Below are 14,008 nucleotides of genomic sequence, written 5' to 3'. Positions count from 1 at the left end.
GAACGTCATGACCCGCTCCACATCCCCCACCCCCGTCGTCAACGACAACCCCTTCATGAAGCCGATGGAATGGGTGAGCCTCGCGCTCCTCGTGGCCGTCATCTTCGTGGTGCTGCCGCTGCTCCTCGACGCCTTCCGCCTCAACCTGGTCGGCAAGTACCTGACCTATTCCTTCGTGGCCCTCGGCCTCGTGATCTGCTGGGGCTTCGGCGGCATCCTGTCCCTGGGCCAGGGCGTGTTCTTCGGCCTCGGCGGCTACCTGATGGCGATGTATCTCAAGCTGGAGGCCTCCAGCATCGAGAACACCAAGATCCAGTCGACGCCCGGCATCCCGGACTTCATGGACTGGAACCAGATCACCGCCCTGCCCTGGTTCTGGAAGCCGTTCCAGAGCCTGCCCTTCACGCTCCTGGCGGTGCTGGTGGTGCCGGCGCTCTTCGCCTTCGTCATCGGCACGGCGATGTTCCGCCGCCGCGTCGGCGGCACCTACTTCGCCATCATCACCCAGGCCATCGCCGCCATCCTGACGATCCTCATCGTCGGCCAGCAGGGCTATACCGGCGGCATCAACGGCATCACCGACCTGCGCACCCTGCACGGCTGGGACATCCGCACCGACAGCGCTCACAACATCCTCTACTTCGTCAATGCGGGCCTGCTCGTCGGCTGCATCCTGTTCGCCCAGATGGTCAAGAAGTCGAAGCTCGGGCGCATCCTGCTGGCCATGCGCGACAAGGAGGACCGGGTCCGGTTCTCGGGCTACCAGGTGGCGAGCTTCAAAACCTTCGCGTTCTGCCTGGCGGCGGTGTTCGCGGCCATCGGGGGCGCGATGTTCACCCTGCAGGTCGGGTTCATGTCGCCGTCCTTCGTGGGCATCGTGCCCTCGATCGAGATGGTGATCTACGCCGCCGTCGGCGGGCGCCTGTCCCTGTTCGGCGCCGTCTGGGGCACGCTCCTGGTCAACTGGGCCAAGACCAGCTTCTCGGAGAGCTTCCCGGAGCTCTGGCTGTTCGGCCTCGGCGCCCTGTTCATCGCCGTGGTGCTGGCCTTCCCGAACGGCCTGGCGGGCATCTACCGCACGTATGTCGAGCCCCGCCTGACCCGGCGCGTGAAGGCCCTGGAGCCCGCGCCCGCCGTCGCCCTGCCCCACGCGGCCGAGTAGGACCTCCGATGAACGCAGCCCTCCTGCCCTCGCACCTCATCGGCGCCGATCCGGCCGAGAAGGACTTCCTCCTGGCGGTGGAATCCCTCACCGTTTCCTTCGACGGCTTCAAGGCGGTCAACGACGTCTCGTTCTACGTCGACCCCAACGAGATCCGGGTCATCATCGGCCCTAACGGGGCGGGCAAGACCACGGTGCTCGACCTGATCTGCGGGCGCACCAAGGCCAGCGCCGGCTCGATCAAGTACAAGGGCCAGGAGCTGACCAAGCTGTCCGAGAGCGCCATCGTGCTCGCCGGGGTCGGACGCAAGTTCCAGACCCCGTCGATCTACGACGACCTCACCGTCTTCGAGAACCTCGAGATCTCGTTCCCGCGGGGCCGCTCGGTCTTCGGCGCCCTGACCTTCAAGCGCGACGCCCAGGTCCGCGACCGGATCGAGGAGGTCGCCAGCATGATCTTCCTCAAGGACCAGCTGCTGGAGCGGGCCGAGTTCCTCAGCCACGGCCAGAAGCAGTGGCTCGAGATCGGCATGCTGCTGATCCAGGACCCCGAGCTCCTCATGCTCGACGAGCCGGTGGCCGGCATGAGCGTCGGCGAGCGCATCAAGACCGCCGAGCTCCTCAACGAGATCATCAAGGGACGGTCGGTGCTGGTGATCGAGCACGACATGAAGTTCGTCGAGGACATCGCCCACCGGGTCACCGTCCTGCACCAGGGTAAGGTCCTGTCCGAAGGCTCGATGGAGCGGGTCAAGAACGACCCGAAGGTCATCGAAGTCTATCTCGGCCACTGAGAGGGAAACGGCGCCATGCTCCAGACCACGCCCGCCCCCTCACCCGCCCTTTCGCCCGCGCCCCTGATCCAGGGCGGCGTCGCACCGATGCTGGCGGTCGGCGACCTGCACGCGGCCTACGGCCAGAGCGAGGTCCTGCACGGGCTCGACATCGCGGTGGCGCCCGGCGAGATCGTCGCCGTGATGGGCCGCAACGGCATGGGCAAGACCACGCTGATGAAGACCCTGATGGGCATCGTGCCCGTCAAGTCCGGCACGATCCGGGTCGACGGCGCTGCGGTGGAGGGCCTGAAGAGCCATCAGCGCGTGGCCGCGGGCCTCGCCTACGTGCCCCAGGGCCGGATGATCTTCTCGGCCATGACCGTGCAGGAGAACATCGAGACCGGGCTGACCGTGACCCACGAGCGCCGGGTGCCGCAGGAACTCTACACGATGTTCCCGGTCCTCCTGGAGATGAAGGGCCGGCGCGGCGGCAACCTGTCGGGCGGCCAGCAGCAGCAGCTCGCCATCGCCCGGGCGCTCGCGAGCCGGCCCAAGGTCCTCCTCCTCGACGAGCCCACCGAGGGCATCCAGCCCTCGATCATCCGCGAGATGGGCCGCACCCTGAAGAAGATCCGCGACGACCGCGGCCTCTCCATCGTGGTCTCAGAGCAGGTGTTGAGCTTCGCCCTCGACGTGGCCGACCGGGTGCTGGTGATCGAGAACGGCCACATCGTCCACGAATCCCTGCGGGCCGACATCGACGAGGCCCAGGTCGCCAGCTTCCTCTCCGTCTGACGGGACCCGGCAAGCCGAAAGGGGCAGAGATGGCCGATTACGAGATCTTCGAGCTCGGCGACTTCGTCCTCCAGTGCGGGAAGACGCTGCGCAGCGCCAAGCTCGCCTACAAGACCTTCGGCACGCTGAACGCGGCCCGGGACAACGCCATCGTCTACCCGACCTGGTACTCGGGCCAGCACACCGAGAACGAATGGCTGATCGGCCCCGGCAAGGCCCTCGACCCGGACAGATACTTCATCATCATCCCGAACATGTTCGGCAACGGGCTCTCGTCCTCGCCGAGCAACACGCCCCCGCCCTGGAACGGGCCGCGCTTTCCCAACGTCACCGCCTACGACAACGTCACGGCGCAGCATCGCCTCGTCACCGAGCATTTCGGCATCGAGACGCTGGTGCTGGTGACCGGGTGGTCCATGGGCGCCCTGCAGACCTACCATTGGGGCGCGCTCTACCCCGACATGGTGCCCCGCATCCTGCCGTTTCAGGGCTCGGCCAAGTGCTCGCGGCACAACTTCGTCTTCCTGGAGGGCGCCAAGGCCGCGCTGCAGGCCGATGCCGCCTACGCGGAGGGCTGGTACACGAGCCCGCCGAACCGGGGCCTGCGCGCCTTCGGCCGGGTCTATGCCGGCTGGGGCCTGTCGCAGACCTTCTACCGGATCGAGGCCGACAAGACCCATATGGGCTACGCCTCGCTGGAGGATTTCCTCGTCGGGTTCTGGGAGGGGCTGTTCTACACCCGGGACGCCAACGACCTGCTGGCCATGCTCTGGACCTGGCAGAACGGCGACATCAGCGCCAACGACCGCTTCCACGGTGATTTCGAGGCCGCCCTCGGTGCCATCCGCGCCAAGGCGATCCTGATGCCGGCCTCCACCGACCTGTACTTTCCCCCCGAGGACAACGCCATCGAGGCGGCGGCCATGCCGAACGCGGAACTGCGCATCATCGAGACCTGGTGGGGCCATTTCGCGGGCGGCCCGGGCACGAGCCCCGACGACATCGCCACACTCGACGCGGCCCTCAAGGCGCTGCTCGCAAGCTGACCGGCCCCGGGCCGGGGTGCACCGCGCCCGGCCCGAGGATCGCCGGCACGTCACCCGCCGACGGATCTCACCGCCGGCGAGAACGGGGACGCATGTCCTCACGTGTGGGAAGGGAGCACCGACGCAACATGCCCGAGACCCTGATCAAGGTCGATCTGACCCAATCGGCCTACGACAACGACATGGTGCACAACCGCTGGCACCCCGACATCCCGATGGTGGCGATGGTCAAGCCCGGCGACGACTTCATCGTCGAGACCTACGACTGGACCGGCGGCTTCATCAAGAACAACGATTCCGCCGACGACGTGCGCGACATCGACCTGTCGATCGTGCACTTCCTCTCCGGCCCGATCGGCGTCGAGGGCGCCGAGCCCGGCGACCTGCTGGTGGTCGACCTCCTCGACATCGGCGCCAAGCCCGAGAGCCAGTGGGGCTTCAACGGCTTCTTCTCCAAGAAGAACGGCGGCGGCTTCCTCGACGAGCACTTCCCCCTGGCCCAGAAGTCGATCTGGGACTTCGAGGGCATGTTCACCAAGTCGCGCCACATCCCCGGCGTGCGCTTCCCCGGCCTGATCCATCCCGGCCTGATCGGCTGCCTGCCCGATCCGAAGATGCTGGAGACCTGGAACACCCGCGAGAAGGCGCTGTTCGACACCAACCCCGGCCGCGTACCGGCCCTGGCCACCCTGCCCTTCGCGCCGACCGCCCATATGGGCCGGCTCAAGGGCGAGGGTCGCGACAAGGCGGCGGCGGAGGGCGCCCGCACGGTGCCGGGGCGCGAGCACGGCGGCAATTGCGACATCAAGGACCTGTCGCGCGGCTCGAAGATCTACTTCCCCGTCTACGTGCCCGGCGCCGGCCTCTCAATGGGCGACCTGCATTTCAGCCAGGGCGACGGCGAGATCACCTTCTGCGGCGCCATCGAGATGGCGGGCTGGGTCCACCTCAAGGTCAGCCTGATCAAGGACGGCATGGCCAAGTACGGGATCAAGAACCCGATCTTCAAGCCGTCGCCGATCACGCCGAAGTTCGACGACCACCTCATCTTCGAGGGCGTCTCCGTCGACGAGTACGGCAAGCAGCATTACCTCGACGTGACGGTGGCCTACCGCCAGGCCTGCCTCAACGCGATCGAGTACCTGAAGAAGTTCGGCTACTCGGGGGCCCAGGCCTACTCGATCCTCGGCACCGCGCCGGTCCAGGGCCACATCTCCGGCGTGGTCGACATCCCGAACGCCTGCGCCACCCTCTGGATTCCGACGAAGATCTTCGACTTCGACATCAATCCCGGTGCCGACGGACCGACGAAGTTCCTCGACGGCTCGATCCAGATGCCCCTGTCGCCGGATCTCTGAGGGCCGGCCCGCGCCCGATCCGGCGCGCATCTCCCGCCTCCCGGCAGGGGGATCGCAGAGGCCGGTTCGCGCGCCGGGACGCCTCCCGTCGCACCACGTCGTCCCGGGGCCGCGCAGCGGAGCCCGGGATGACACAGCGGGTCGCATGCGACCGCGCGAACGTCCGGTTTCGTGCGTCGCACGACGCTCGCCGCGCTCCCTCAAGCAGACATCACCGAGAGCCCCCGATGCCCGTCTACGATTACAGTTGCGACGCCTGCGGCCCGTTCACGGTGCTGCGCCCGATGGCCGAGTTCCGCGATCCGCACGACTGCCCGGATTGCGGGACCGCCTGCGGCCGCGCCTTCCTCACCGCACCGAACCTCGCCTCCATGGATGCCGGCCTGCGCAAGGCGCACGCCACCAACGAGCGCAGCCGGCACGCCCCCCGGCGGGTCTCGGGGCACGGCGCCGGCTGCGGCTGCTGCAGCGGTTCGGCGAAGACCAAAACGCAAGCAACGCCGGCCGCCAAAAGCTTTACATCTGCCCGACCCTGGATGATTAGCCACTAAATTAAGCAGTGGCATCGCATTTGCAAAGTATTGCCTGACAGCAGATCTGCACAGAGTCTGGGCCTATCGAGATATAATTCCACAGCTGAAGTGGACGGGATGGGTCGAGACGGGATCGATGCTGGAGCGCGGGGTGGTACGATGATCCAGAGATTCGAATGGAAACCGGTGTCGCGGCGCCGGATGGGATGGGGAGCGGCCCGGGGCGCGCTCCTGTCGGCGGCGGTCGCCTCCGCCGGTGTCGTGGCGGCGGGCGCGGCGCTGGCGCAGACGGCCTCGCCGGTGGGCCAGCTCAACGAGCAGACCCAGCCGCGCACCGACCCGGCCATCGCCGACAAGCCGAAGGACCCGGTCCGCGTCGGCCCGCTGGCGCCCTGGGCCACCGCGATGGCGGCCCGCGGCCTGACCTTCGACGTCAACGTCTACGACTTCTACCAGGCCAATCCGAGCATGGGCCTGCGGCCCGGCGAGCAATCGAACTCGGCCTATTTCGTGCTCTCGATGACCGCCGACATGCAGACGCTCGCGGGCATCTCGGGCGGGACGATCAACTTCACCCAGACCTTCTTCGGGCTGGTGCGCAACCTCAACATGGCCGCCGACATCGGCGACACCACGGTCGGCTACCAGCCGCCCTACAATCCCAACTTCGCCCGGCTGTCGCTCCTCACCTACCAGCAGAAGCTGCTCGACGACCGCCTGGTGGTCGAGGTCGGGCGTACGCATCCGGACCGGTATTACGGCCTGCCGCCGTGCAACTCGATCAATTCCTGCTTCCAGGACATGTTCTACTTCAACGCCGGCTTCACCTCGCCGCTCTACGGGGTCTGGGGCGCCAACGTCGCCTACAAGCTCTCGCCGACCACCTACATCCAGGCCGGCGCCTTCAGCGTGAACCCCAACACCAACGTGCTGTCGGGCTATGATTTCGGCTACGAGCGCCTGGCCGGCGCCGTCGTGATGACCGAGATCGGCCGCAAGACCGACTTCTCCCAGGAGGCCTATCCGGGCCGCGTCTCGCTCACCGGCTTCTACAACACCGCCGATCACGAGGATAATTTCAAGACGGCGCTGGGCCGTTCGAAGGGCCTCTTTCCCGGCGATCCGGCCCTGCAGAAGTCGGGCACCTCGGGCGTGGTGCTGACCGCCTCGCAGACGGTCTGGCGCGCCGACGGGGGCGCCGAGGCCGCCAACCCCCACCCGGCCTCGATCGCGCTCTACACCGGCACCGGCTACGCCTTCGATCCGACGATCCCGATCCGGTTCAATTCGTTCGCCGGCATCCTGCTGCAATCGCCCGACCAGACCCGGCCCAACGACACCTACGGGCTGAAGGCCAACTGGCAGCGCATCAACGCCAACTACGCGGACTTCCTGGCCGATGCGAACGCCTTCTCGGGCGGCTCCGGCGCGCCGTTCTCGCGGGACAAGTTCATCTTCGAGGCCAACGCCCACATCGACGTCGGGGCCGGCGTGATCCTCGAGCCCGTGGTCCAGTACGTCGTCAATCCGAACTCGTTCTGGAATCCCTACACCGCCCGGCGGCCCAAGGACGGCGTCTATGGCGGCTTCACCCTCGTGGTTCCCCTCGGAACCCTCCTCGGCCTCGCGCCGGGCTAGGGGCCCGGGGGACCGCGTCCCCCGCGCGTGCCGCGAACCCGCGCGGCACGCGCCACGTCCAGAAACCGGAGGATCACGCCATGATGCACGGAGACATTTCGTCGAGCCAGGACAGCGTCGGCGTCGCCGTCGTGAACTACAAGATGCCCCGCCTGCACACGCGGGACGAGGTCCTGGCGAACGCCGCCAAGATCGCCGACATGGTGGTCGGCATGAAGTCCGGCCTGCCCGGCATGGACCTGGTGATCTTCCCCGAATACTCGACCCACGGGATCATGTACGACGCGGCCGAGATGTACGAGACCGCCACCACGATCCCGGGGCCGGAGACCGACATCTTCGCCGCCGCCTGCCGCAAGGCGAAGGTCTGGGGCGTGTTCTCCCTCACGGGCGAGCGCCACGAGGAGCATCCGAACAAGGCGCCCTACAACACCCTCATCCTGATGAACGACCAGGGCGAGATCGTGCAGAAGTACCGCAAGATCATGCCCTGGACCCCGATCGAGGGCTGGTACCCGGGCGACCGGACCTACGTCTCCGACGGCCCCAAGGGCCTGAAGGTCAGCCTGATCATCTGCGACGACGGCAACTACCCGGAGATCTGGCGCGACTGCGCCATGCGGGGCGCCGAGCTCATCATCCGCTGCCAGGGCTACATGTATCCGGCCAAGGAGCAGCAGATCCTGATGTCCAAGGCGATGGCGTTCGCCAACAACACCTACGTGGCGGTGGCCAACGCCGCCGGCTTCGACGGGGTCTACACCTATTTCGGCCACTCGGCGGTGATCGGCTTCGACGGCCGCACCCTCGGCGAGTGCGGCGAGGAGGAGATGGGCATCCAGTACGCCGCCCTGTCGAAGTTCCTGATCCGCGACGCCCGGGCCCACGGGCAGTCGGAGAACCACCTCTTCAAGCTGCTGCATCGCGGCTACACCGGCATGATCGCCTCGAAGGAGAACCGGCACGGCCTGTCGGAATGCCCCTACGACTTCTACCGCCGCTGGATCGAGGACCCCGACGCCGCCCGTGACGCCGTGCGGGCCATCACCCGGCAGAGCGTCGGCACCGAGGAATGCCCGATCGAGGGCATCCCCTTCGTCGGCAAGGGCGAGGGCCCGCCCGACCCGCGGTGAGCCGCGCTGTGGCGCCCGCGCCACGCCCGATCCGGATCGAGGGCCGGTTCCGCCGCCGCGGGGCCGGCCCTCGTCGTTTCGCGGGGGCGCGTCCGCCCTGCGCCGTTTGACCCGGGCGTGCGGCCCCTCTACCGCCCGTGGCGAGACGCGTCGCCCCTGATCGACACCCCGGAAGGATGGACGTCCCGGCATGAGCCAGCCCGAGACCGACGCACGCCTGCGCCGCGCCGCGGACCTGGAGCGGGAGGCCGCGCGCCTGCGGGCCGAGGCCCGCCGGTCCGCAGGAGAGCCGGGCACCGAGTGGGAGGCGCGTGGTCCGGAAGGGCGCGGGCCGGAATCCGACCCGGTGCCCCACCGGCAGGCGATCCTCGACAGCACGACCCGCTTCGCCATCCTGGGCACCGATCGCGACGGGGTGGTGACCGACTGGAACGCCGGCGCCGCCCGCATCTTCGGCTGGAGCGCCGCCGACATCCGTGGCCGCGGCATCGCCGCGCTGTTCACCCCCGAGGATCGCGCGATCGACCGACCCGGGATCGAGATGCGCCTCGCCCTGGAGCAGGGCCGGGCCGAGGACGAGCGCTGGCACCTGCGCGCGGACGGCACGCGCTTCTGGGCCTCGGGCGAGATGATGCCCCTGCGGGACGGGGACGGCCAGCACATCGGCTACGTCAAGGTCGTCAGCGACCGCACCGCGGAGCACCGCGCCGGGAATGCCCTGCAGAACGCGGAGATGCGCCTGCGCCGCGCCCAGGAGGCCGGCGGCATCGGCGTGTTCTCGGTGGGCATCGACGACGGCATCCTGCACCCGACCCCGGAATTCTGCCGCCTCTACGGGCTGCCCGAGGCCGCGACCTATCCCGCCTCGGCCTTCGAGCGTCTGGTCATCCCGGCAGACCTGCACCTCGTCTCCACGGCCGAGAGCCGGCGGCGGGGCGAACCGCCCCGGGACGTCGAGTACCGCATCCGCCGGCCCGACACCGGCGAACTCCGCTGGATCGCCCGCCGGGGCGAGATCGAGCGCGACGCCGCCGGGCGCCCGCTGCGGTTCTCCGGCGTCGCCCGGGACGTCACCGAGGCGCGCTCCGCCCGCGACGCCCTGGCCACCAGCGAGGCGCGCTACCGGGCCCTGTTCGAGGCCGTCGACGACGGCTTCTGCATCATCGAGTTCTTCGACGGGCCGCACGGACCCGCCAGCGACTACGTCCATGTCGAGGCCAATGCCGGCTACGAGCGCCACACCGGCATCCCGAACATCGTCGGCCGCACCCTGCGCGACCTCGCGCCGGCGGAGGCCGAGGGCTGGCTCGAGCTCTATGGCGGCGTCCTGCGCACCGGCACCGCGATCCGGTTCGAACGCGCCTTCCCGGCCGCCGGCCGCCACATCGAGGTCTCCGCCGCCCGGATCGAGCCCGCGAGCCGCCGGCAGGTCTCGGTGCTGTTCCGGGACATCTCGGCCCGCCGCCGGGCGGAGGACGCCCTGCGCGCGAGCGAGGCCCTGGCCCGGGAGAACATCGAGCGGGTGCAGCTCGCCCTGGCCGCCGGGGCGATCATCGGCACCTGGCTCTGGGACCTGCCGGCCGACCGCTTCAGCGTCGACGAGGCCTTCGCCCGCAGCTTCGGCCTCGACCCCGCCGCCGGGCGCGAGGGCCTGAGCCTCGCCCAGGTGGTGGAAACCGTGCACCCGGACGACCGTGCCGGCCTCGCCGAGGCCATCGAGGCCGCCCTCGCCCGGGGCGGCGCCTACGCGCACCAGTACCGGACCCGCCGCGCCGACGGGCGCTACTACTGGCTCGAAGCCAACGGCCGCGTCGAGCAGGGCCCGGACGGCACCCCCCTGCGCTTTCCCGGCGTGCTCATCGACATGGAGGAGCGCCGCGCCGGCGAGGCCGAGCGCGCCCGGGTCACCGAGCAACTGCGCAGCCTGAACGAGACCCTGGAGCAGCGGGTGGCCGAGCGGACGGCCGAGCTGATGCGGACCGAGGAGGCCCTGCGCCAGTCGCAGAAGATGGAGGCGGTGGGCCAGCTCACCGGCGGCCTCGCCCACGACTTCAACAACATGCTGGCGGGCATCGTCGGCTCCCTCGAGCTGATGCAGACGCGCATGCTCCAGGGCCGGGTCGGCGACCTGGAGCGCTACATCGGCGCCGCCCAGGGAGCGGCGCGCCGGGCCGCGGCCCTGACCCACCGCCTCCTCGCCTTCTCGCGGCGGCAGACCCTGGCCCCGAAGCCTACGGACGTGAACCGCCTCGTCGAGGGCATGGAGGAACTGGTGCGCCGCACGGTGGGGCCGGCGGTCTCGGTGGAGGTGGTGGGGGCCGCCGGCCTGTGGCCGACCCTGGTGGACCCGAGCCAGCTCGAGAACGCCCTCCTGAACCTCTGCATCAACGCCCGCGACGCCATGCCGGAGGGCGGCCGCATCGTGGTCGAGACCGGCAACCGCTGGCTCGACGCCCGCGGCGCCCGCGAGCGCGACCTCGACCCGGGCCAGTACGTCTCCCTCTGCGTCTCGGACAACGGCACCGGCATGACCCCGGACGTCGCCGCCAAGGCCTTCGACCCGTTCTTCACCACGAAGCCCCTCGGCGAGGGCACGGGACTCGGCCTGTCGATGATCTACGGCTTCGCCAAGCAGTCGGGCGGCCAGGTGCGGATCTATTCCGAGCCCGGCGCGGGCACGATGGTGTGCATCTACCTGCCGCGTCATCTCGGCGAGGCGGAGGGGGCGGAGGCGGTTCCGGACCTGTCGGAGGCGGCCCGGGCCAAGCTCGGCGAGACCGTGCTGGTGGTGGACGACGAGCCCACCGTGCGGATGCTGGTCACCGAGGTGCTCGAGGATCTCGGCTACGCCGCCATCGAAGCGGCCGACGGCGCCTCGGGCCTCAAGGTGCTGCAATCGGACGTGCGCATCGACCTCCTCGTCACCGATGTCGGCCTGCCCGGCGGCATGAACGGCCGGCAGATGGCGGAGGCGGCCCTGGTGTTCCGGCCGGGCCTGAAGGTGCTGTTCATCACGGGCTACGCCGAGAACGCCGCCCTGAACCACGGCCACCTCGCGCCCGGCATGCAGGTGCTGGTCAAGCCCTTCGCCCTGGAGGCCCTCGCCACCCGCATCCGCGGCCTGATCGAAGGCGCCGACTGACCTGCCGGGATCGCATGCCCCGCGGCGGGCGATGCGCGAAGGGCAAGTTTATCTCCGTTAGTATCCTGTTAAGATCCTCGCGCCGACAGTGGACCCCTCAATAACGAGCGGACATCACATATCGAAGGGGAACGAAATGCAGGATCTGGGCTTCAAATCGCTCCTGGTGTTGGCGAAGATTGGCTACGAACTGCGCGACACGTTCGCCCATACTTTCGACGATGATGTCCGGTGCGCCTTCGGCCCGCTCATCGCGGCCCTCGACGACACCGCCGGCGTGCTCCGCCTGGTCGATTCGGAGTACAATTGGGTCAGCGACGCCGCCTTCTTCGAGGTCCGGGCCGCTGCCGGCCAGGGCCACTGAACCGCGGGGCCAGGCCCGGCGGAACGCGCCCCAGCACCCACGGGGCGATGCATCCTGCACAAGGATCCCGGTCTCCCGCGCGGGGACGGCCGGGTGGTCGCGGATGCAGGAGGGCGCCGGAGGCGGTCGCATGCAGCGCCGCGTCATCCCGGGGGCACGCAGCGGCGCCCGGGACCCGGACAGGCAGGGGCCAAGGCCTTGGCGTGTCGGCGGCTCCGGCCTGAACGCTCTCGGCCCGGATCCAGGCTCGCCTGTCCCGCTCCTCAGGCGAACCCCGTCAGCTGCCGCAACGCCGTCGCGTGCAGCTCCGGGTTGGCGGCGGCGATGACGCGGCCGTCGAAGTCCGGGGTGAGCGGGCGTCCGGCCCAGTCGGTCATCACGCCGCCGGCGCCCTCCACCACGGGGGCGAGGGCCATCACGTCGTAGACCTTGAGGCCGGCCTCCACCACGAGGTCGCAATGGCCCGAGGCGAGGAGGCCGTAGGCGTAGCAGTCGCCGCCGAAACGGCGCAGGCCCACGGCGGCGCTCAGGGCCGCGAAGGCCTCGGCATCGGCCCCCCGGAACAGGTCGGGAGAGGTCGCGAACAGCCGGGCCTCGGCGAGGGCGCGCCGGCTGGTGCGGATCGGCTTGCCGCCGAACCAGGCGCTGCTGCCGTTGCCGTGCCAGCGCTCAGCCAGGGCCGGCATGTCGATCAGGCCGAGGATCGGCCGCCCGCCCCGCACCAGGGCGATCAGGGTGCCGAAGAGCGGCATGCCGGTGATGAAGCTCTGGGTCCCGTCGATGGGGTCCACCACCCAGGTCAGCTCGCGGGCGAAGTCGCCGCCCTCCTCCTCGCCGAGGATGCCGTGCGCCGGGTAGGCCTGGCGGATCTCGGCCCGCAGGCGGGCCTCGATGCCGCGGTCGGCCTCGGTGACGGGGCTCGCATCGGCCTTGGCCTCCACGGCCAGGGGCGTGCGGAAGTGCCGGCGCGCCAGGGGGCGCACGCTGTTGGCGAGGTGGTGGGCGAAGGCCATCAGCCCGTCGGGCGTGGCGTCGAAGCCCGCCGGTGGGGCGAGGGTCGGGAACATGGGGTCGGCCTTGCGCGAAGGGGAACGCGGGAGCGGGAGGGCGGCGGTCACAGCAGCTGCAGCCAGCGCGCCCAGTCGGGATGGTCGAACAGGGTCCGGGCCCGCGCGAGCTTCCAGGTCCCGTACTTGTAATAGTCGAAGTCGAGGGTCGAGACGCGCTCCTGGATCATCGCCCAGGTCGCCCACTTGAGGTCGCCCAGCGCCTTCAGCACCTCGGTGCGGGCGTGGATCTGCGGGGTCCAGCGGCCCCAATAGGCCTCGATCATCTCGCGCTCGACCTCGGCCGAGAACGCCATCTCGTCGAACCACAGGGCGAGCTCGTAGGCGCGCTCGTTGTTCGAGGCGTACTCGAAGTCGACGAGGCGGACATGGTCCTGCCCGTCGAGCATGAAGTTGCCGGCCAGCGTGTCGTTCATGCAGGGCACGAGGTCGAGGCCCGAGGCGAGGAGTGCCGCCTTGGCCTGCCCGTAGCGCCGCATCAGGAAGGCCGAATCCTGCGGCACCCGACCGCCGACGGTCGCGACCTGCCCGAGATGCTCTTCGATCATGTCGAAGATCGTCTTGGTCAGGGTCAGGGCCGGCGCATCGTTGAAGGCCCGCAGGGCCCGCACCGCGTTGTGGCGCACGATGGGGCGCAGGAAGTCGAGGTTCGAGGAGGCCCGGAAGTCGTCCAGGAAGGCGAAGATCTCGACGCCGTCCTCGGGCAGGTAGTCGAGCACCGCCACCCCGAAGCCGCAGGCCTCCGCCCGCTGGCTCGCCTCGTGGGCGGCGTCCCGCGTGATGAACATCTCCGTGCCGCGCCCGGGCACCTTGAGGAACACGTCCGTCCCCTCGCCGGCCTGGACCCGCCAGTTGGTGTTGCTGATGCCGCCCGAGACGGCGCGGTAGCGCAGGGGGGCGCCCGCCCAGGCCGGCACCCGGGCGAGGATCGCCTCCAGGGCCTGCTCGGCGGCGCCCCGCCCCTCGCCCATCCGTGTCCAGCTCATCGCGTCCT

General features: G+C 69.6%; 12 protein-coding genes. 10 read left to right on the top strand and 2 right to left on the bottom strand.

The window, feature by feature from the left end; translation table 11 throughout:
• Positions 1-7 precede the first annotated feature (7 nt).
• From urtC to AC1MGR_RS10330, 10 genes are all read left to right on the top strand, one after another.
• On the top strand, positions 8-1,162 hold the full coding sequence (urtC, locus tag AC1MGR_RS10375; protein ID WP_480234533.1) for an urea ABC transporter permease subunit UrtC: 1,155 nt from the start codon (positions 8-10) through the stop codon (positions 1,160-1,162).
• Positions 1,163-1,170: 8 nt separating this feature from the next.
• Positions 1,171-1,956 (top strand): urea ABC transporter ATP-binding protein UrtD, encoded by a 786-nt coding sequence (urtD, locus tag AC1MGR_RS10370; RefSeq protein ID WP_108038123.1) that lies wholly within the window; start codon positions 1,171-1,173, stop codon positions 1,954-1,956.
• 15 nt (positions 1,957-1,971) lie between these two features.
• Positions 1,972-2,733, top strand: a complete 762-nt coding sequence (urtE, locus tag AC1MGR_RS10365; RefSeq protein WP_480234532.1) for an urea ABC transporter ATP-binding subunit UrtE — start codon at positions 1,972-1,974, stop codon at positions 2,731-2,733.
• 29 nt (positions 2,734-2,762) lie between these two features.
• The gene (locus tag AC1MGR_RS10360; protein WP_108038119.1) at positions 2,763-3,779 is read left to right on the top strand and encodes an alpha/beta fold hydrolase; all 1,017 of its coding nucleotides are present in this window, start codon (positions 2,763-2,765) and stop codon (positions 3,777-3,779) included.
• 128 nt (positions 3,780-3,907) lie between these two features.
• The gene (fmdA, locus tag AC1MGR_RS10355) at positions 3,908-5,137 is read left to right on the top strand and encodes a formamidase (RefSeq protein WP_108038117.1); all 1,230 of its coding nucleotides are present in this window, start codon (positions 3,908-3,910) and stop codon (positions 5,135-5,137) included.
• Positions 5,138-5,364: 227 nt separating this feature from the next.
• Positions 5,365-5,688 carry an FmdB family zinc ribbon protein gene (locus AC1MGR_RS10350; RefSeq protein ID WP_480234531.1) on the top strand — a complete coding sequence of 108 codons (324 nt, stop codon included), beginning with the start codon at positions 5,365-5,367 and terminating at the stop codon, positions 5,686-5,688.
• 183 nt (positions 5,689-5,871) lie between these two features.
• Positions 5,872-7,308: a carbohydrate porin gene (locus AC1MGR_RS10345; protein WP_480234766.1), complete on the top strand. Its 1,437-nt coding sequence runs from the start codon at positions 5,872-5,874 to the stop codon at positions 7,306-7,308.
• Between the two features lie 80 nt (positions 7,309-7,388).
• Complete coding sequence (locus tag AC1MGR_RS10340; RefSeq protein WP_108038110.1) at positions 7,389-8,441, top strand: aliphatic amidase; 1,053 nt, start codon at positions 7,389-7,391, stop codon at positions 8,439-8,441.
• Positions 8,442-8,631: 190 nt separating this feature from the next.
• Positions 8,632-11,583, top strand: coding sequence for a PAS domain-containing hybrid sensor histidine kinase/response regulator (locus AC1MGR_RS10335; RefSeq protein WP_480234530.1), 2,952 nt, complete (start codon positions 8,632-8,634; stop codon positions 11,581-11,583).
• 136 nt (positions 11,584-11,719) lie between these two features.
• Positions 11,720-11,947, top strand: a complete 228-nt coding sequence (locus tag AC1MGR_RS10330) for a hypothetical protein (protein ID WP_108038106.1) — start codon at positions 11,720-11,722, stop codon at positions 11,945-11,947.
• A gap of 263 nt (positions 11,948-12,210) precedes the next feature.
• Here AC1MGR_RS10330 and AC1MGR_RS10325 read toward each other — a convergent pair whose 3' ends face one another.
• Positions 12,211-13,014: an inositol monophosphatase family protein gene (locus tag AC1MGR_RS10325; protein WP_108038104.1), complete on the bottom strand. Its 804-nt coding sequence runs from the start codon at positions 13,012-13,014 to the stop codon at positions 12,211-12,213.
• Positions 13,015-13,061: 47 nt separating this feature from the next.
• On the bottom strand, positions 13,062-14,000 hold the full coding sequence (locus AC1MGR_RS10320; RefSeq protein WP_480234529.1) for a phosphotransferase: 939 nt from the start codon (positions 13,998-14,000) through the stop codon (positions 13,062-13,064).
• Between the last annotated feature and the right edge of the window lie 8 nt (positions 14,001-14,008).

This window comes from Methylobacterium sp. BI1 (assembly GCF_056680125.1).
The sequence above is the reverse complement of the archived record's forward strand: the minus strand, read 5'-3'. Positions and strand labels throughout refer to the sequence as shown.

What these genes read in the sequence shown, in the direction of transcription:
- urtC (WP_480234533.1), top strand. Translation starts at nt 8, where the DNA reads ATGACCCGCTCCACATCCCCCACCCCCGTCGTCAACGACAACCCCTTC.
- urtD (WP_108038123.1), top strand. Translation starts at nt 1,171, where the DNA reads ATGAACGCAGCCCTCCTGCCCTCGCACCTCATCGGCGCCGATCCGGCC.
- urtE (WP_480234532.1), top strand. Translation starts at nt 1,972, where the DNA reads ATGCTCCAGACCACGCCCGCCCCCTCACCCGCCCTTTCGCCCGCGCCC.
- AC1MGR_RS10360 (WP_108038119.1), top strand. Translation starts at nt 2,763, where the DNA reads ATGGCCGATTACGAGATCTTCGAGCTCGGCGACTTCGTCCTCCAGTGC.
- fmdA (WP_108038117.1), top strand. Translation starts at nt 3,908, where the DNA reads ATGCCCGAGACCCTGATCAAGGTCGATCTGACCCAATCGGCCTACGAC.
- AC1MGR_RS10350 (WP_480234531.1), top strand. Translation starts at nt 5,365, where the DNA reads ATGCCCGTCTACGATTACAGTTGCGACGCCTGCGGCCCGTTCACGGTG.
- AC1MGR_RS10345 (WP_480234766.1), top strand. Translation starts at nt 5,872, where the DNA reads ATGGGATGGGGAGCGGCCCGGGGCGCGCTCCTGTCGGCGGCGGTCGCC.
- AC1MGR_RS10340 (WP_108038110.1), top strand. Translation starts at nt 7,389, where the DNA reads ATGATGCACGGAGACATTTCGTCGAGCCAGGACAGCGTCGGCGTCGCC.
- AC1MGR_RS10335 (WP_480234530.1), top strand. Translation starts at nt 8,632, where the DNA reads ATGAGCCAGCCCGAGACCGACGCACGCCTGCGCCGCGCCGCGGACCTG.
- AC1MGR_RS10330 (WP_108038106.1), top strand. Translation starts at nt 11,720, where the DNA reads ATGCAGGATCTGGGCTTCAAATCGCTCCTGGTGTTGGCGAAGATTGGC.
- AC1MGR_RS10325 (WP_108038104.1), bottom strand. Translation starts at nt 13,014, where the DNA reads ATGTTCCCGACCCTCGCCCCACCGGCGGGCTTCGACGCCACGCCCGAC.
- AC1MGR_RS10320 (WP_480234529.1), bottom strand. Translation starts at nt 14,000, where the DNA reads ATGAGCTGGACACGGATGGGCGAGGGGCGGGGCGCCGCCGAGCAGGCC.